This window comes from Agrobacterium sp. CMT1 (assembly GCF_037203725.1).
Classification (GTDB): Bacteria; Pseudomonadota; Alphaproteobacteria; order Rhizobiales; family Rhizobiaceae; genus Agrobacterium; species Agrobacterium pusense.
The window spans coordinates 159,081-177,541 of sequence record NZ_JBBCAR010000011.1; the positions used below are offsets into that span (position 1 = coordinate 159,081).

Here is an 18,461-nt window from a genome sequence, read left to right on the forward strand (position 1 = left end):
CAATTTCTCATCACTGCCGCGATGTCGTGTCCTTTCCCGAGCCGGACATGAGGACTGATTCGTCTGCCGGAGCTATTCGCCCGGCACGGCGGCGATCTGGAATGCGGCGTGCTGACAGCGCGTCGACAGCCAGAAGCAGGCCGGAACCGCATCTGGCTTGCCTGGGGATCAGGCCTGGATCAAAGCGATACCGCGGCTCCTGAAGCCGAGTGTGACGTCGCTTGCCGGCGGCAGGCCGGTTTCCGCCATATGATCGATGATGAAAAGCGTGCCGATCTCGGTTTCCACCTCGTATTCCACGTGGCCGCCCAGATAGGCGCTGTGCAGCACCCGCCCGGCAACCCCCTGCCCGCCGGGCTGACCGATTGAAATCGAGCCCGGGCGAACCGCAAGCTTCGCCGGCCCCAGCCTGGCGTTGCCTGCGGAAAGCCGATAATCGATGCCCCCAACGCGGACCATTGCGTCCGGCCCATCCAGCCTTATCACTTCGCAGCCCACGACATTCGCCTCACCCATGAAATCGGCAATGAAGGCGGAGGCTGGAGCCTCATACAGCTCGCGGGGGGCGCCAGACTGGGCGATCTCTCCATCCTTCATCACGATGATGCGGTCGGAAACGGCGAGCGCCTCATCCTGATCATGCGTCACGTAAACCGCAGTGAAGCCAAGTCTTTGCTGCAATTCACGGATTTCGGTGCGGACCCGGCGACGAAGGCGGGCATCGAGGTTCGAAAGAGGTTCGTCCAGCAGCAGCACCTGCGGCTCCAGTACCAGGGCACGGGCAACCGCGACACGCTGCTGCTGCCCACCGGAAAGTTCGGCAGGCAGGCGATGCCCCATGCCGGCAAGGCCGACAAGCTTCAGCCCCTCTTCCGCCTTTTCCCGCGCTTCCGCCTTGCGTAGCCCGGAGGATTGCAGGCCATAGGCAACATTGTCGAGCGCCGTCATGTGCGGGAACAGCGCATACGACTGGAAGACCATCGAGACATCGCGCTCGTTGGCTGGCAGCATCGTGACATCCTGATCGCCGATGAGAATGCGGCCGGACGTCGGGTGTTCGAGGCCCGCCAGCATGCGCAACGTCGTCGTCTTGCCGCAGCCGGATGGGCCGAGCAGAGTTACCAGCGTGCCTGGTTCGATGGTGAGCGACAGGTCCGGTATGGCGGTGAAAGCACCGAAGGTCTTGCGGACATTCTTGAAGGTAACGGAGCCGGGCTTAACGGAAATCATGCGGTTTTCTCCTGGGCAAGAGGAACGGGGGAAGCGGATGGTAGGCCAGCGACGCGGTTTTCGCGCCGCAGCCGACGCTCGCCAACGAGGAACTGGAAGCCGGCAATGACGGTGATCATCACCACGATCAGCATGGAGGAATAGGCAATCGCAACCCCATATTCGCCGTTTTCGACGAGGCCGACGATGTAGGACGTCGCCATGTTGTATTCGGCGCTGACGAGGAAGATGACGGCGCTGATGGAGGTGATGGCGCGCACGAAGGAATAGACCAGTGCGGCCGTGATCGCGGGCCTCAGGAGCGGCAGGATGACCTTGCGAATGGTGCGGAAACTGTTGGCCCGCAGCGTCAGCGAGGCCTCGTCGAGGCTCTTGTCGAGTTGGCTCATCGCCGCAATGCCGCCGCGCACACCGACCGGCATGTTGCGGAACACAAAGCAGGCGATCAGGATCAGCGCCGAGCCGGTCATTTCTACCGGCGGCAGGTTGAAGGCCATGATGTAGCTGACGCCGATGACTGTGCCGGGAATGGCAAAGCTCATCATCAGCGCAAATTCAAACAGGTTCCGCCCGGCAAATTTCTGCCGCACGATGATATAGGCCGTCAGGAGACCGACTGCGGCGGTGAGCGGAGCGGAAATCAGCGCGATCTTCATGGTCGTCCAGAACGAGTTCCAGGCAACGCCGGTCCACGCGATGGAGCCGTTGGAGAAACTCACGGAAAATGCGCGGAGGTAATGGTCGAAGGTGAGGGAATTGTCGAGACCCCAGGTCTTCACGAAACCGCCCACAAGGATCATGCCATAAACGACGATTGTGAAGACCATCCACGGCACGACAACGGCATGAACGCCGATGGACAGGCCACGCGGAAGCGCGATATGCGCGCCGCTGTCGCCCTTTCCCGTCACCGTGGCGAAATTCTTGCCTGCCAGCCAGAAGCGTTGGGCAAGGAAGGCCGAAAGCGTGAAACACAGCAGGATGATCGCCAGGACCGCGGCGCGCGACGGATCGTTCTGCGAACCAACGACAGCAAAGAAGATTTCCGTCGACAGGACGCCGTGTGTGCCGCCAAGCACCAGCGGGTTGCCGAAATCCGCCATGCTTTCGATGAAGCCGATGAGAAAGGCATTGGCGAGACCGGGCTTCATCAGCGGCAGGGAAACCCGCCAGAAAGTGCGCCAGCGGTCGGCGCGCAGCGTCTGAGAGGCTTCTTCCATGGAGGGGCTTACCCCTTCGACTACACCGATCAGCACCAGAAACGAGATGGGCGTGAACGAAAGAACCTGCGCGATCCAGATGCCGGTCATGCCATAAAGCCAGCGACCCGGCTCGATGCCGAAGAGATAGGAAAGCCATTCGGTGACGACGCCGGCGCGGCCGAAGAGCAGCGTCAGGGCAAGACCGATAACGAAAGGCGGCGTTATGATTGGCAGCACCGTCAGGAGCCGCAGTCCCTTCTTGAAGGGAAAGCGCGTGCGGGTGGCGATCAGGGCAAAGCCAAGGCCGAGCACGGTCGAACCGAAAGCGGTCATCAGCGCGAGGAAGAGCGTGCGCCAGGCAACACCGCAGCGCTCCTCACCCACGACGCAGCCAAGGCTCCATATGCCGGGATCCTTGATATTGCGAATGAATCCATCGGCATTAAAGGAGCCGTCGAAATCCTGAACGGACGCAACCAGCATACTGCCGATCGGATAGAAGACAAAAACCGTAACGAGGAAAACCAGAACGGAAATGGCGCCGACGACAAAGGCATCGCCCTTCATGACACCACGTTCGGCAAGCCCGAAGGCAAAAAGAAGCACGAAGACGAACGACATGACGACGGCCCCCGCCCCCATGGACGGCTGGCCATCGGCGAGCATGCCGAAGAGATTTTCGCTGATTGTCCAGGTCCAGCCGGTAAAGCCGATGGCCAGCCCTTGCAAGGCGAGGAAGACGAGACCAGCAGCGCCAATGAATGCAAGCAAACCGCCCCGGCGCATCGGATCACGGATCGGCCGGACAAGGCATGCGGCAAGGAAGAAAATGACAATGCCGACCAGCCATGGTTTTCCATAAGACAGTATCTGCAACACACCTGGCGCATTGCTGGCGGAGGAGAAAAACCCGGACAGCCAGCGGAAGCTGTAAAAGCCGCCTTCGATGCGATACCAGGGAAGAAGAATGAGGGCGAAAGCCCCGAACGCCAGGACGATGTCCAGCCTGCGATTGCCACGTGTCATGGCCGACCTCGCTTGTTTCATGCCGATGAAAGAGTGGCGGACACCCCGGCTTCAAAAGCCGGGATGCCGATCGCCGGAGTTCAGATCAGTTGGCGACCGCACCAACTTCGCGATCCCAGCGTTCCAGCAGCGCCTTGCGCTTGGCAGGATCGCCATAGGTCTTGAAGTCGTAGTCGATGAGCTTGATGTCCTCGAACTTCGGTGCCTCTTTCGGCACTTCCGCCGTTTTGTTGGACGGCAGCTGGAAGGACTTGGCGTCCTTCATGCGCGACTGGACCTCCGGCTTCAGCGCCCAGTCGTACCAGGTCTTGGCATTGTCGAGGTTGCGGGCGCCCTTGATGATCGACATGGAGCCGATCTCGTAACCCGTGCCCTCGCACGGAGCGATTGACTTGACCGGGAAACCTTCCGCGGTCTGGGCCACCGCATCATGCATGAAGACGATGCCGAGCGCCGTCTCGCCGCGCGCCGCCGCCTTGACCGGTGCCGAGCCGGACTTGGTATATTGCGAGATATTGGCGTTGAGCTTCTTCAGGTAATCGATGGCCTGATCCTCGCCCATGATCTGCACAAGTGAGGCAAGCGCGGTATAGGCGGTACCCGAAGAGTTCGGATTGGCGATCTGGATTTCGCCCTTGAGTTCCGGCGCCAGAAGGTCGGCCCAGCACTTTGGCTCCTTGTAACCCTTGGACTTGAATATCTCGGTGTTGTAGCCCCAGCCCAGCGCACCGGCATAAACGCCGACAGTCCGGTAACCCGTGCTCTCCGCCTGCTTGACCGCCCAGTCCTGCAACTGGTCCAGCATCGGCGACTTGTATTCGAGCGTCAGGTTTTCCGAGGCTGCCTGCATGTGCGGGTCGCCCGTACCGGCCCACCAGATATCGGTTTTCGGGTTGCGGGCTTCCGCGCGCACCTTGGCATAGGTCTCGCCCGAAGACAGGCGCACCATATTGACCTTGATGTCATGAGACTTTTCAAAATCGCCCTTCATCTGTTCGCAGATGACGACATCGGCCGAGCAGATCAGGTTCAGTTCGCCGGCCGCCTGCGCGGAAACGGCGCTTAGTGCCGTACCGGCAAAAAGCAGAGTGGAAAGTATCGTCAGTCGCATGGTTATCCTCCTGTAGCTTGCGTCTGAATTTCGGGTCACGCGCAGACATGGCGCTGCCGGTCGCGGCACCTTGTGGCGCGCGTGCTGTCGTTTCGGGGTTTTTGGTATTTGGCCCTACTGGGTCTGGCTCGGGTGAATCTCGCTGTCGAAGCGGCTCAATAATCGACTTCGCTCTTCCGGCTGGCCGAAGGTGGCAAAGTCGTAATCCACCATCTTGATCATCGATATATCAGGTGCCGTCAGCGGCAATGTCGCCCGGGCGTTGGACGGCACCTGGTTCTGGCCGGCTATGGCGCCGGTTTCCTGTCCTTCAGGGCTCAGCGCAAATTCCACGAAGGTCTGCGCAAGCGCCGTATTGTGGTTGCCCTTGACAATGCTGACCGCCCCGATCTCGTAGCCGGTGCCCTCGCAGGGCGCGACGATGACCAGCGGGAAACCCTCGATCTTCTGGGTCACGGCATCATGCATGAAGGAAATCCCGATAAGAACCTCACCCCGCGCCGCCGCCTTGACGGGTGCCGAACCGACCTTGGTATAACCCACGACATTGAGGTTCAGCTTCGTCATGAAACCAAAGGCTTCTTCCTCGCCGAACAGCTGCACAAGCGTGGCGAGCATGGTGAAGGCCGTGCCGGAATAGTTCGGATTGCCGGTCAGGATATGGCCACGATAGACGTCCTTGGCCAAATCCTTCCAGCAGGTGGGAGCGGGTAAGCTGTTTTTGGCAAGCAGTTCCGAATTATAGGCAAAACCAAGCGCGCCAGCATAAATTCCAGCCGATTTCGACCCGGACATCGCATTGAAGTTCTGCGCCCAGGGCAACAGATCCTGTTGATTGGCGGGCCGATATTCGTCCAGCAGGTCTTCGGAACCTGCCTGCAAATGTGTATCGCCGGTGCCGCCCCACCACACGTCGACTGTCGGATGGGATCGCTCGGCGCGAATCTGGTCGAGAATTTCGCCGGTGCTTTTGCGAACCATCGAAATTTCAAGTCCGGTCTTGGCTTCGAATGCCCGCTGCATGGTCACGCACCAGGCCTCATCGACGCCGCACAGGACGTTCAACTTCGGTTCGGCCATGCCATGCCCTGCGCCGCACAGCCAAAGGACCATGCTCGCCGCAAGTGCGGTCAATGCTTTCAATTAAGCCTCCCTGCCTGGAACCTCCCCGTTCCAGTCTCCATCAACAGCATGTCACATCCTGTTCGCACCGCAATCGAAGAATGGTTACCAATCTTTCACCGCACTGCCGAACAAGATTACAGATATTACAATTATGACAGGAGAGATAACCAGCGAGCCTTTGAAGATAGCCGCCACCATGCCTATGATGGTGGCGGGAGGAAGTTGCAGTGCTTAATCAGAAGGTTCGCATTCTGATCGTCGAGGACGATCCGGATATGGCCGAGCTTATCTCGGATCTCGTCGAGGCTGAGGGCTGGCTGCCCACCTGTGCGCGCTCCGCAGAGGAGGCCGACGAGATACTGGCAAAGGACAGGATGCAGCTCGTCCTCGTCGATCACAATCTGCCTGGCACGTCCGGGCGCACCTTCGCCCAGCGGCTGCGCAGCCAGATCGACATCGGCATCGTCATGGTCACCGCCGCCGGAAGTGCCGCCGACCGGGTGCTCGGCCTGGAGACCGCCGCCGACGACTACGTAGTCAAACCCTTCGAACCAATCGAGCTCACGGCGCGGATCAAGGCCGTCCTGCGCCGGACAATTCCCTCGCTAAAACAGGAGAAGGACAGCGAGCGTGACCACGGGCGCGCGGCGCTGCGGCTTGGCGACTGGGCGATCGATCTTGATGCACGCCGCGCTGTCTGCCTCGCGGACCGCAGCCGGACACTGACGAGCGCCGAATTCGCGCTTCTGGAAATTCTTGCCGAGACGCCCAACCAGGCCGTCAGCCGTTCCCAGATTCTCGACAGGCTGGGTTCGGAGAGCGACCGTTATATCGACAGAAACGTCGACGTGCTGGTGCTGCGGCTGAGGCGCAAGATCGAGATAAACCCCGATCTGCCGCGCCATATCAAGACCCGGCGCGGCAAGGGTTACGTGCTCCACACCGATGAGGGCGAGCCCTACCCGTGATCAGCCGCTCCTTCCTTTCCTCCATCGCCTTTCGCCTGCCCTTTGCGATCGTCTTTACCTGCGTCCTCGTCTTTAGCCTGTCCGCCATCGCGATTTACGGATTGCAGCGCGCCCGCGATGAAATGGCGGCCTATGGATTGCAGGCCTTCTCCAGTCTCGCCAAGGCCTCGCTGGTCTCGCGGCAGGTCTCCGATCTCGTCTCCAGTGCACCTTTCCTGATGAATGCCGCCTCGCCCTATCGCGTTTCCAGCGAAAGCCGCTCCGTTGTCCAGCAGGTCGATCTGCTTCTGCAGATGACAGAGCCGGGCAGCGGCGAGCGAGCAGCACGCGGCTTTGCGAGTGAGCGTATCGTTGAACTGCTGCAGCGTATCCGAGCGCAGACACTCGATCTCGCTAAGGATGCCGATGCCGCGCAGGGCCACAAGGCGGAGGCGGCAGCCGCGCTTGGCGAAATCGCCACCGGTCAGGGTATCCTCGATCCGGAGCTGCGCCGGCGGATGAACGGCATCGTACAGGCCGCGTCCGCGTCCGACAGTCTTTTTCAGCTTGGCGAACTGCGCCGCCGCTATGTGGCGGAAACAACGGCGCGTCAGCAGGGTTATCCGGGCGAGCGCCTGCCCATTGCCGAGCTTCAGCCCTATGAGCGGGTTTTCGAGGCCCAGAGCCGTTACCTTCTGGAGATGTTCGCGATCCGCGCCTCGGTCTCGCGCCTTCACACCGTCTCGCGCGATCTTTCGCATGTGACCGAAACGCAGGGCGACGCGGTCGCGCGCAGTCTGAACGAAGACCTTATCTCCACCTCCGATGCTCTCAACCGGCTGCTGATCATTGTCGCCGTTGCCTCGCTGTTGGTTCTCATCGTGGCGATCTTTTCGATCCGGTCGGTGATGCGTGTCTCGCGCGGGATCGTGACGCTCTCCAACGGCATGAATGCCCTCGCCAAGGGGGAAACGGATGTCGGGCCGCCCTCCTATACGGGTCCCGAGACGGAGCTCATCCGCCTGCTCGACGCGTTTCGCGCCTTCCACGACAGCGTCGACCGCGTCTCTCGCCTCAGGCGTACGGCCGAAGCCGCAGCCCGCACCATCCGCTCCACATTCCGCAACATGAATGAGGGAATAGCGCTGTTCGATCCGGCCGGGCGGCCTATCACCATGAACCGCCGCATCATCGAACTTGTCGGGCGTTCCGGCTCGTCCCGAAAGCTGCCGATCCGCCGGTTCGTCGAGCCCATTCCCGAAATCGATTCGATGCTGCTGCCCTTCGATGGTGGGCATGGGAACCTGCTGGAGCGCGCCGTGGTGCGGCATCGAACCGCCGACCAGCGGGTTATAGAAATATCGATGTCGCGCCAGCCGGATGGCGGCATCGTGCTGCTTGCCCGCGATGTGACCGCGCTAGACCGGCAGGAGGCGGAAGCAGTCAAGGCCCAGCGGCTGGACGGCATCATGCGCATGACCCACCAGGTCAGCCACGAGGTGGGTAACATGATCGGCATCATCACCGGCAGCCTCGGCCTTCTGGAGCGAGAGGCCGGTTTCAATGACCGCCAGAACCGGCATATTGCCCGCATTCGCAAGGCAGCTGATCGCGGCCGCTCCCTGGCCAGCAGCATGCTGACCATCGGCAGCCAGCAGCCCATCCATCCAAGCTGCATTAACGTGGCCAATCTCCTGCGCGGCATGGCCGATATTCTCGAGATCGCGGTTGGCCCCAAATGCCGTATTGCACTCGATCTCGATGATGATCTTCCCGCCATCCCGCTCGACCCCGCCCTCTTCGAGCAATCCATCCTCAATCTCTGCCTCAACGCCGCGGCCGCCATGCCGGAGGGCGGCCTGATTTCAATCGAGGCGGCCTGCGAGAAGGATACTCTGGTGATAACCGTCTCGGACGAGGGCATCGGCATGACGCCGGAGGCCGTGGACAAGGCCTTCGAACCCTATTTCACCACCCGGGGGGACCATGGAGGCGCAGGCCTGGGACTTGCCATGGTCTATGGTTTCGTGCGCCAGAGCGGTGGCGAAGCCCACATCCATTCAAAGCCCGGTGAGGGCGCAAGGGTGCAGCTGCTTTTCCCGATTCATGCCGGGCAGGCGAGATAACATTGCAGGATCGGGTGTCGGGGCACTGGCGCCCGGGGATCAGCCCTTGCTGATGCGCAATCCATCCAGAAAGGTCCGGAAACTCCTTACGGCCCGTTCCGACGTTGTTTCCGGATCGTCAGAATTGGCAATCCACTGGGCGGCGCTGCTGCTCGCCGCATTGATGAAACGGGCACACGCCTCGGAATCGATATCGGCGATCGTTCCCTCCTGCTTGAGCGCATCGAGACTGCGCGAAACAGCGGAAATACAGCCGTTGGCATTTGGCCAGCGGGATGGATCGCCAAGTACGGCCGGTCCATCGCGAAACATGATCCTCTGGATTTCCGGTTCAAGCGCCATACGGACATAGCCGACATTCTCCTCGACGAACCCTTCCCAACGCGTCGAGGCTCTCGAAGAAATCTCGCAAAGCCGTTTTGTCATCTCCGCGTCGATCTCGGCCACCACCGCCAGCAACAAACCCTTTTTGTCCCCGAAATGATGATAGAGCGCACCACGGGTCAGCCCTGCCTCGGCGGTAAAATCATCCATGGAGGCCTCAGCATAACCAATACTGCCAAACGCCCTGCGTCCGGCAGCCAGCAGCTTTGCCCGCGTTTCAGCAATCATTTCACTGCGAGGTTTGCGCATTTTTGCTCCAGCATCCACATACGTCGCGTATATTAGTTGACATACGCCGCGTATGCAATTATTTCATTTACATACGCCACGTATGTGTGTGGTGGATACTCCCTAAACAAGGTGCATCCGATGTCTAATCCATACAGAGAAATTTTCCGGGTTCCAGGCGCCAAAGGCTTTTCAGCTGCAGGTTTCTTTGCCCGCCTCCCCATCGCCATGGCGCCGATCGGCATCGTGGCCATGTTGTCGCAAACGCATGGCGAATATTCGCTGGCAGGCGCCGTATCAGCAACCTTCGCGCTGACCAATGCCGCCGTCGCGCCGCAAATCTCGCGGCTGGTGGACCGCCGGGGCCAAAGCAGCGTTCTCATCCCCGCGACCATTCTATCCGTCCTCGCCTTTGCGGCGTTGATCATCGCCACCAATCAGCGATGGCCGGCGTGGACGCTGTTTCTTTCCGCCTTCCTCGCCGCCGCCATGCCAAGCATCCCCGCCATGATGCGGGCCCGCTGGACGGAACTCTTTCGGGACCGGCCGGAACTGAATACGGCCTTTGCCTTCGAATCCGCGGCTGACGAACTTGTCTACATTGCGGGTGCATCGCTTTCCGTCGGGCTTGCGGTTTCGCTTTTTCCAGAAGCGGGCATGATGATCAGCACGGCATTTCTGGCGGTCGGAACATTTGCCTTTCTTCTGCAGCGATCCACAGAACCCAAAGTGCGCCCGGTCGAGGGCGGCCGTCGGCAGCGTTCTGCAATATGGCTGCGTCCGGTACAGATCATCACGGTCGCACTCATCTTCGTCGGCTCGACTTTCGCCACCGCCGAGGTGAGCGCCGTCGCCATCACCAAGGAACTCGGCCAGCCGGAAGCAGCCAGCCTCGTCATCGGCGTCTATGCCATTGGCTCTTTCGTCGTCGGCCTGCTTCTTGGTGCGCTCAACCCGAAAACGCCGCTGCACCGGCAATTGCTGATCGCTGTCAGCGTTCTTGCCCTGACGGCGCTGCCGCTCCTCGTCGCGGCATCCAGTGTCGCCCTGCTTGCCTTTGCCGTGTTCCTCAGCGGTGTGGCAATCTCTCCCATTTTCATCACCGCTTTCGGCCTGATTGAACGCCGGGTGCCGGAATCGATGCTGACGGAAGGCGTGACCTGGGTCATGACCGGTATCGGTATCGGCATGGCGCTGGGCGCTTTCGTCTCGGGATGGGTGATCGACAATTTCGGCCCGGACAATGGCTTCTGGGTGTCGGTCGCCGCAAGCCTTTCAACGGTGACGATCATTGGGCTTGGTCAGCGCAGCCTCTCGGCGGAGCGAAGGCATCCGGGTGGGTCTCCGGCAGCGCAGCCCGCCGAATGATCCGGGCTGGCGGACACTGAAACGAACGGACCGCACCGCTTCTCATGAGTAGACGCTTCAAAAACGCTTCTCCGCGCAGGATATGCGGAGAAGTCAATAACCGCCCGTCAGGAAAATACTCTCGCCGGTCATAAAGCTGCAGGCCTGCGAAGACAGGAAGATGGCGGCGCCCACCATTTCCTCCGGCTGACCGGCTCGTCCCATCCAGTTCAGGGTCCGGACATATTCAGCCCAGCCTTCGGGGTCTTCGTCCCGGCGATGGGCATTGCGATCCGTATCGACCAGACCGGGCGCTAGAGTGTTGAGGAGAACATTGTCCTTCGCATAGTCGCGCGCCTGACTCTGGATCAGATTATGCTGCGCAGCCTTGGTGGCGGCATAGGCGGTGACGATGCCCTTCGGCCGCAACTGGTTGACCGAGCCGATGGAAACCACCCTTCCCCATTTTCGCGACGCCATGCGCGGCAGGATCGTCTGCAGCATGTCCACTGTCGACCCGAGATTGACCGCCAGCTGAAACGCCAGATCATCGGGGTTCAGCTCCGACAGTACCGCATTGATCTGGGCGCTCGCATTGATGACGAGAATATCAACCGGTGCGACCGTCTCAGCGCGCTCGACAAGATCGCGCCCGGCGCCCGGTTCGGAGAGATCACCGGCCAGCTCTTGGGCCAAGCCACCGCCGTCCGCGATGCGTTTCCGCACGGCGATTGTCGCACCCGGCTTCACGCCATGCAGGATGACATGCGCGCCGGCCCCCGCCAGCCCTTCCGCTATGGCCGCCCCTATGCCGCGGCTGGAACCGGTGACGAGCGCCGTGCGGCCTTTCAAACCAAAGACGCTTTCAAGACGCATAATTTATCCTTCGAACAGTGAAATGCGCGCGCCGGCAATTCCGGGGCGGCAGGAGAACAGGCCACCAGACAGCGGGGCGTCGGCGAGCGTGGATGCCGGCAGGCGCGTGCGGGCACTGGTGATGAAGAGCGTCGACAGGTCCGGCCCGCCGAAGGCCACACTCGACGGGCGCGGCACCGGCATCTCGATCACCTGATCCAGCTTGCCGTTCGGAAGATAGCGGCGCACGCACCAGCCGTCCCAGATCGCACACCACACCCCGCCTTCCGCATCCACGGCGAGGCCGTCCGGACGGCCGTCGGCCACGGGAATACGGGCAAATTCACGGCGCTGCGACAGGGCGCCCGTCGTCGGATCACAATCATAGGCATGGATAAGGCCGGGCACCGTATCGACGAAATAGAAGGTCCTGCCATTGGGGCTCCAGCCGAGACCGTTGGAGACGACGATGCCGCCTTCCTTGCGTTCGAATGCCCCATCGGCATTGATCCGATAAAGCGCGCCGGTGGGCTTGGAGGCATCGATGCGCATCGACCCGACCCAGATGGCGCCGTCCGGCCCGCATTTGGCATCGTTCAAGCGGTTATCGCCAATGCCAGCCTCCGGGCTGACGAAGGGTGTCAGCCGGCCCGAAGTGAAGTCCAGCCATTCGACGCCATCCTGCGACGCCACCAGCAATCGCCCTCCGGAGACTGGAATGACGGCACTGACCAGCTTACCTGTCTCGCAGGTTTCGTTACGGCCGGTGGCGGGATCGAAACGATGGACGGCGGGGTGCAGAATATCCACCCAGTAGAGCGCGTTTTCGCCTTCATGCCAGACCGGGCTTTCCCCAAGCTGCGCCCCCCAGGGAAGAATGCAGCTGAGTTCGGCGCTGGGGCGTCCTGTTACCGAACGCGGTCGTGGCCGCGAGCTGATGGCGACAGCCCCGGCGGCGCCGGTAATCCGGCGTGCAGCGGCAATCAGTTCGCGCCCGGCAGGATGAATGTTGGACGCATCGAGCCGCGACGACGGCCCGAGCGCGACAAGCACACCCATCGGCGTATTGTCACGGCCCATGACGGGTGCGGCAACGGAATTCACCCCTGGCAGGTGCTCCTCATAGGAGATCGAGTAACCCCTCGCCCGCGTCAGCGTCAGATCGGCCTGAAGTGCATCGAGCGTGGTAATCGTCCGCGGCGTCTGCGCATCCAGCGTCAGCCGATCGAGCAGGGAACGGCCGACAGCGGGGTCCTGAAAGGCAAGCAGCGCCTTGCCCGGCGCGGTACAATGCAAAGGAACCCGGCGTCCCACTTCTACCCGCACGGAGAGACCGTTTGGAGAACGTTCCGCAAGATATTGCGTCATGATGCCGTCCAGCCGGCAGAGCGCTACGGTCTCGCCCAGTTCGGCAGCCAACCTCTCGAGTTCGGGTGTCGCGGCCGATACCAGATCGAAGCTCTCCCAGACTTTGTGGGACATTTCGAGAAAGCGCTGGCCCAGAACATAGGTTCCACGCGCCTCATCCTGACGGACGAGCCCATAGGCTATGAGGGTGCGCAGGATGCGGGCAAAAGTCGGCTTGGGCAGGCCGGATGCGCGCAACAGTTCCGCAAAACGCGGCGGCTCCGGCGCATCGGCCACCATGTCGAGAAGGGTCAACCCCTTCGCCAGCGCAGCGGTGCCGCCCGGTGTCTCGGGTTTCATCGCGTCTCCTTCGCGAGACGCTGCCGCCTTGCGGCGGCCGCCTCTTCCAGCATCCGGTCCATCGTCCATTGTGCCTCAAACCCCAGGGTGTTTTTGATCCGCGCGTTAGACGTATGGTAATAAACGCCGTCGCCGGGAAAATCGACAGTCACGATGGGGAGGCCGGTCACCGCGGCCATTTTCGGCAGAAGCTCGGCGAAATCGGATGGCTCATCCGCGCCGAGATTGAAGATGCAGCCCGCCGCGTCAGGGTGATCGAGGGCGAGCAGGATCCCGGCCACCATATCGCGTGTATCGGTTATGTGCATGCGGTATGGCCGGCCGTTTTCATTACGCGCCAATATATGTGACGCTTCGCCGATATCCCGGGACTGTAGCAGTTCGGCAATCGCAACGTTCCCGAAATTCCGCTGCTGCCGAATGCGCGGTCGCAGGAAAAAACGCGGGCCGGAGAAGAAGCTGTCTTGATCCAGCAGCTCAGCCGCATCCTGCGTATGAGAAAAGCGCAGGATCACGGTTTCCATGCTGCCAGTCCGCTGGTGAAAGCGAACCAGTTCCTCGCCCAGAAGCTTGGTCAGGCCATAGGGCGAACTGGGGCGAAGCGGATGATCCTCGGTGACCGGCAGGAATTCGGGGCGGTTTTCCGGATAGACTTCTCCTGAAGAGGCGAAGACGAACCGCTGCACGCCTGCGGCTGCGGCCGCATCCAGAAGACGGCGCGTGCCTTCGACATTGACCGCAAACATGCGGTCCCGGTCCTCCGGCGCCCATGACATAAAGGCCCCGAGATGCAGAACGGCGCTCACACCTTCCATGGCTTTGGACAGCGCCTGCCCGTCCTCCAGCGATCCGACGACCTCCTCACCGCCCGTACCCGACGGACGAAGGTCAAAGCCGCGGACCGCCCGAGCGTCCATACGCAAGGCAGCGGCGACAGCACGACCCACACGGCCTGCCGATCCGGTGACGAGGATCATAGCCGTGCTCCGGTCTTTGCGTCGAAGAGATAAAGCTGTGCCGGATCAAAGCCGAGCTGAAGCGCTTCGTCAGCCCGAAGGTTGCCGCTATGCGAGACGCGGGCGATCAGCCCCTTGGACCTGCCCTCCTCGCCATCTGCGACCCTTGCGCCTTCCGCATCGAAATAGACGTATTTTTCCGATCCCAGACTTTCCACCAGCGTCGGGCGAACGCTGAAGGTCACCGGCCCATCGCCCAGAACGAGATGCTCTGGCCGCAAGCCCACGATCACGCTACCCTGCCTGGCAGATGCCGCCGGCAGGTTTACCTTCTGGCCGAAAACAGTCAGTGCGCCGTCACGCAGTTCCGCGTTGAGGAAATTCATGCCGGGCGATCCGATGAAACCGGCGACAAAGAGGTTGGCCGGATTGTTGAAAAGCTCATCGGGCGCCGCGATCTGCTGGATGATGCCGCCCTGCATGATAACCACCCGGTCCGCCATGGTCATGGCTTCCACCTGGTCATGCGTCACATAAACGGTGGTGACACCGATACGCTTGTGCAGGGCGCCGATTTCGGCACGCATGTGGACGCGCAGCTTGGCATCGAGGTTGGACAGCGGTTCGTCCATCAGAAAGGCCTGCGGCTGACGCACGATGGCGCGGCCGAGCGCCACGCGCTGCCGCTGTCCGCCCGAGAGATCCTTCGGCTTGCGATCGAGATAGGGCGTTACCTCGAGAATGCGCGCCGCGTCATCCACCCGGCGATCAATCTCCGTCTTGTCCGTGCCGCGCATCTTCAGGCCGAAGCCGATGTTCTGCCGGACCGTCAGGTGCGGATAAAGCGCGTAATTCTGAAACACCATGGCGATGTCGCGGTCACCCGGCGCCAGATCCGTGACTTCGTTTTCGCCGATGAAGATCTGCCCTTCGCTTGCCGGTTCAAGGCCTGCAAGGATTTTCAGCATCGTCGACTTGCCGCAGCCGGAAGGCCCGACCAGCACCACGAACTCGCCGTTTTCGATCTCGAGCGAAAAGGGCCTGAGCACGTTGAGGGCGCCATAGGACTTGCTGACATTGCGAATGGAAATATTGGCCATGCTTATTTCTCCGCGCCAGCGGTGAGTCCGCCGACCAAATAACGTTCCAGAAACAGGTAGATTGCGATGATCGGCAGCGCGATGAACACGGATGCGGCGGAAATGTCGTTCCAGTAGGTGACGTATTCGCCCTGCATCGTGGTGATGCCGAGATTGGCCGTCCAGTTGTCCGGCGAGTTGACGAGGAAGGTGCGGGCATAGGCGTAATCCGCCCAGCTGAGCACGAAGGCATAAAGTGCCGTGGCAGCAAGACCGGGTGTGGCGATCGGAAGCACGACCCGGACCATTGCACCGATCGGCGAGCAACCGTCGACCATCGCGGCCTGCTCCAGTTCCTTCGGAATGGTGTCGAAATAGCCTTTCAGCATCCATGTGGCGAAAGGAATGATCATGGTCGAATGCGCCAGCACCAGTGTCCAGAGGCTGCCGATCAGACCGAAGCTGGAAAAGATCGAAAACAGCGGAATGACGAGCAGCGTTGCAGGAAGCATCTTCGCCGTCAGGACGAAGAGACCCATGGTCGCGCCGCCCCGCATGGAATAACGCGAAAGGGCATAACCGGCGCTGACGGAGACGAGCATCGACAGCGCCACCGAACCGACGGCCGCAAGCATCGAGTTCCACAGCCATAGCAGGATCGGCTTCGCGGCCCAGACCCTGGCGAAAATGTCCCATTGCGCATCATCCGGCCAGAAGGTCGGCGGAAGGCGGTACAGTTCATCGGTGGTGGAGAGCGCCGTGACCAGAAGCCAGTAGACCGGGAACAGGATCATCACCAGCGTGAAGATGACAGTCGAGTAAAGGGCAAGGCTCTGTAAAAATGTCCGTTTCATCAAAGCCTCCTCAATAGATCGATTTCGAACGCCGGCCGAGCATCAGAAGGCTCGCGACGATACAGATCACCAGTGTCAGCACGCCGACGGCGGCGGCGCGGCCGAAATTGTGATACTGGAAGGCCTGGTCATAGGTCATGATCGACAGGGTCTGGGTCGACCTCAGCGGTCCGCCACCGGTCAGAACCTTGATGATGGAAAAGTCGCGGAACACCCACAGAAGCGTCAGCACCAGCGTCACGCCCAGCACCGGCATCAAAAGCGGCATGGTGATCCAGCGGAAACGCTGCCAGACGCTCGCGCCATCCACCTTGGCGGCCGCATAATAATCGGCCGGAATGGATTGCAGACCGGCGAGGCACATGATCGACACGAAAGGAAAACCCTTCCAGACCATGGTGATAGCGACAGCCCAGAAGGCGGCTGTCGAACTGCTCACCCACGGGATCATCTGGTCGGTGAAACCGAGCTTTATCGCCAGCCATCCGAACAGCCCGAAGGACGTATCGAACATCCACGCGAAGATGACGACCGCGATGATTTCCGGCACTGCCCAGGGCAGCGCCATTCCCAGCCGCGCAACGGTTCGGCCCTTGAAGCGGTTATTGGCCAGAAGCGCCGTGCTGAGGCCAACGGCCACGCTGCCCGCGGTGACAACGACAACCAGCTTCAGCGTCACCCAGCAGGCGAGCCAGAATTCCGGCGATGAGAAAAGCCAGGTGTAATTGCCCAGTGAAAACGGCCGGCTTGCGCCACCGAGCCGCGGTATCTTGACCTGCTGGAAAGACAGGTCGATGGCCAGCACAAGCGGCCAGACGATGATGGCGGCAACCATCAGGACCGCGGGTGCGATCAGAATATAGCCGAGGAGATGTTGCCGGCTGGGACGCGCAAGATCAAAGAACTTGCGGCGCCCGGCCCGAGCGGGTGCGGTCATGGATGGTCCTCCTGCCGGATGCGGATGGTAACCACGGCCCGCCAGGCGGGCCATGGCAAAACGGGATCAGCCCTTGATGGCCTCGGCCTTCGCCTGCATGGTCTTTGCCACCTCCGCGGGATCGAGGTCCTGAATGATCATCCGCTGGCTTTCTTCCATCACCATCTTGCTGAATTCATTGTAGAAGAGCTCAAGTCCGGTCGGAATGCGGTCGATACCCGCCTCGGATGCGGCCTTCATCGTCTCGATCAGTACCGGAAAATGCGGGATGGTCTTTTCGACACCCGACACGTCGGCCTTGGGGCTTGGCGGGGTGTTGCCGCCAAGGGTGGCATAGCTGCGCTGGAACTCCGGCGACATCGTCAGCTTGATGAAATCCCAGACGAGCGCCTTCTGGTCATCGGGAATATCGGCCGGCATGGCGAGCACGTTGGACGATCCTCCCAGCGGCGGATGAAGCGGGGGTGCCGCGTAAACGATGTCAGCCTTGGCTGAACCCTTCTCGGTGGTGCCGTAAAGCCAAGGCCCGTCGAGACGCATCGCCATCTTGCCATCGGCAAAAAGCTTGCGCACGTCGCTGGCGCTCATGTCGACCGGGCTGATCCCGCTCTTCATGACGGTTTTCCAGCGTGAAAGACCCTCCACCATCTGCGGCGTATCGATGGTGATATTGCCGTCCTTGTCGGTCCAGTATGCGCCGGCATCGAGGACATAGTTCAGCATCTCCGTCAGATATTGCCCGGGACCGCCCTTGGTCTCGTGGCCGGTCCCGAACTGGTCGATGATACCGTCACCGTTCAAATCCTTGGTGGTGGCTTTTGCGGCCGCCAGAAACTCGTCATAGGTCTTCGGAACCGCGACGCCCGCCTCATCCAGGATCTTCTTGTTATAAGCCATGACGAAGCCGAAGTAGTTCGTCATAATACACACGGTCTCACCGTTCCATTCGCATTTCTGCTGACCGGCCCAGCCGGTCATGTCGATGCCGTCCTTCTTAAGCCACGGGTCGAGCGGCTCCAGCCAGCCGCTGTCGGCGAACATCTGGAACTCGAAGGATGCGAGATGCACGATCTGCGGCGGCTGGTTGGCAGCGAAAAGCGTGGTCATCGTATCCGCGTAGGAGCTGCGTTCCGCCTTGGTGAACTCGATCTTCACGCCGGGATGCTGCTTCTCGAAGGCGGCGATTGCCGAACGCCACCATTCACCCGTTCCCGCGTCATCCGTTTGCCAGGAAATGAATTTCAGGACGGTATCGGCCATGGCAGGGGCAACGGCGCTCATCGTCATCAAAACGGCGGTCGCCGTACCCAGCGCCAGCTTCTTCATTCTTTTGGTCATGGTTTCCTC

The 18,461-nt window shown here is 61.1% G+C and carries 15 protein-coding genes; 3 read left to right on the forward strand and 12 right to left on the reverse strand.

Annotation, left to right across the window (positions count from 1 at the left end):
- Window positions 1-168 precede the first annotated feature (168 nt).
- The 4 genes from WA845_RS14730 to WA845_RS14745 form a co-directional block, all read right to left on the reverse strand.
- Window positions 169-1,230, reverse strand: a complete 1,062-nt coding sequence (locus WA845_RS14730) for an ABC transporter ATP-binding protein (protein ID WP_034498388.1) — start codon at window positions 1,228-1,230, stop codon at window positions 169-171.
- Window positions 1,227-3,458, reverse strand: coding sequence for an ABC transporter permease (locus tag WA845_RS14735; protein WP_006698675.1), 2,232 nt, complete (start codon window positions 3,456-3,458; stop codon window positions 1,227-1,229). Before WA845_RS14735 ends, WA845_RS14730 begins: the two co-directional genes overlap by 4 nt.
- An 85-nt stretch (window positions 3,459-3,543) precedes the next feature.
- A complete protein-coding gene (locus WA845_RS14740) occupies window positions 3,544-4,569 on the reverse strand; it encodes an ABC transporter substrate-binding protein (RefSeq protein ID WP_003503939.1) in 1,026 nt (341 codons plus the stop codon).
- 114 nt (window positions 4,570-4,683) lie between these two features.
- Window positions 4,684-5,682, reverse strand: coding sequence for an ABC transporter substrate-binding protein (locus tag WA845_RS14745; RefSeq protein WP_037091000.1), 999 nt, complete (start codon window positions 5,680-5,682; stop codon window positions 4,684-4,686).
- Between the two features lie 239 nt (window positions 5,683-5,921).
- Between WA845_RS14745 and WA845_RS14750 the strand changes: the two genes are divergently transcribed.
- Both WA845_RS14750 and WA845_RS14755 read left to right on the forward strand, forming a co-directional pair.
- The gene (locus tag WA845_RS14750) at window positions 5,922-6,662 is read left to right on the forward strand and encodes a response regulator transcription factor (protein WP_112555492.1); all 741 of its coding nucleotides are present in this window, start codon (window positions 5,922-5,924) and stop codon (window positions 6,660-6,662) included.
- Entirely contained in the window at window positions 6,659-8,767 is a 2,109-nt protein-coding gene (locus WA845_RS14755) for a sensor histidine kinase (protein WP_112555490.1), read from the forward strand. The genes WA845_RS14750 and WA845_RS14755 overlap by 4 nt, the downstream gene beginning before the upstream one ends.
- Before the next feature lie 39 nt (window positions 8,768-8,806).
- Here the strand turns inward: WA845_RS14755 and WA845_RS14760 are convergent, their stop codons facing one another.
- The gene (locus WA845_RS14760; protein ID WP_004438189.1) at window positions 8,807-9,400 is read right to left on the reverse strand and encodes a TetR/AcrR family transcriptional regulator; all 594 of its coding nucleotides are present in this window, start codon (window positions 9,398-9,400) and stop codon (window positions 8,807-8,809) included.
- A 120-nt stretch (window positions 9,401-9,520) separates the two neighbouring features.
- On the opposite strand from WA845_RS14760, the gene WA845_RS14765 reads away from it, so the two are divergent.
- Window positions 9,521-10,747 (forward strand): MFS transporter, encoded by a 1,227-nt coding sequence (locus WA845_RS14765; RefSeq protein WP_112555489.1) that lies wholly within the window; start codon window positions 9,521-9,523, stop codon window positions 10,745-10,747.
- A 93-nt stretch (window positions 10,748-10,840) separates the two neighbouring features.
- On the opposite strand, the gene WA845_RS14770 is transcribed toward WA845_RS14765, so the two are convergent.
- The 7 genes from WA845_RS14770 to WA845_RS14800 form a co-directional block, all read right to left on the reverse strand.
- A complete protein-coding gene (locus WA845_RS14770) occupies window positions 10,841-11,602 on the reverse strand; it encodes an SDR family NAD(P)-dependent oxidoreductase (RefSeq protein WP_034498395.1) in 762 nt (253 codons plus the stop codon).
- Between the two features lie 3 nt (window positions 11,603-11,605).
- Complete coding sequence (locus WA845_RS14775) at window positions 11,606-13,357, reverse strand: SMP-30/gluconolactonase/LRE family protein (RefSeq protein ID WP_174151624.1); 1,752 nt, start codon at window positions 13,355-13,357, stop codon at window positions 11,606-11,608.
- Window positions 13,285-14,265, reverse strand: a complete 981-nt coding sequence (locus WA845_RS14780; protein ID WP_044459759.1) for an NAD-dependent epimerase/dehydratase family protein — start codon at window positions 14,263-14,265, stop codon at window positions 13,285-13,287. Before WA845_RS14780 ends, WA845_RS14775 begins: the two co-directional genes overlap by 73 nt.
- The gene (locus WA845_RS14785; RefSeq protein ID WP_022563544.1) at window positions 14,262-15,344 is read right to left on the reverse strand and encodes an ABC transporter ATP-binding protein; all 1,083 of its coding nucleotides are present in this window, start codon (window positions 15,342-15,344) and stop codon (window positions 14,262-14,264) included. The genes WA845_RS14780 and WA845_RS14785 overlap by 4 nt, the downstream gene beginning before the upstream one ends.
- Before the next feature lie 2 nt (window positions 15,345-15,346).
- Complete coding sequence (locus tag WA845_RS14790; protein ID WP_112555486.1) at window positions 15,347-16,177, reverse strand: carbohydrate ABC transporter permease; 831 nt, start codon at window positions 16,175-16,177, stop codon at window positions 15,347-15,349.
- 10 nt (window positions 16,178-16,187) lie between these two features.
- Window positions 16,188-17,114: a carbohydrate ABC transporter permease gene (locus WA845_RS14795; RefSeq protein ID WP_112555485.1), complete on the reverse strand. Its 927-nt coding sequence runs from the start codon at window positions 17,112-17,114 to the stop codon at window positions 16,188-16,190.
- A 66-nt stretch (window positions 17,115-17,180) separates the two neighbouring features.
- Window positions 17,181-18,452, reverse strand: a complete 1,272-nt coding sequence (locus WA845_RS14800; RefSeq protein WP_004438170.1) for an ABC transporter substrate-binding protein — start codon at window positions 18,450-18,452, stop codon at window positions 17,181-17,183.
- Window positions 18,453-18,461: the final 9 nt, after the last annotated feature.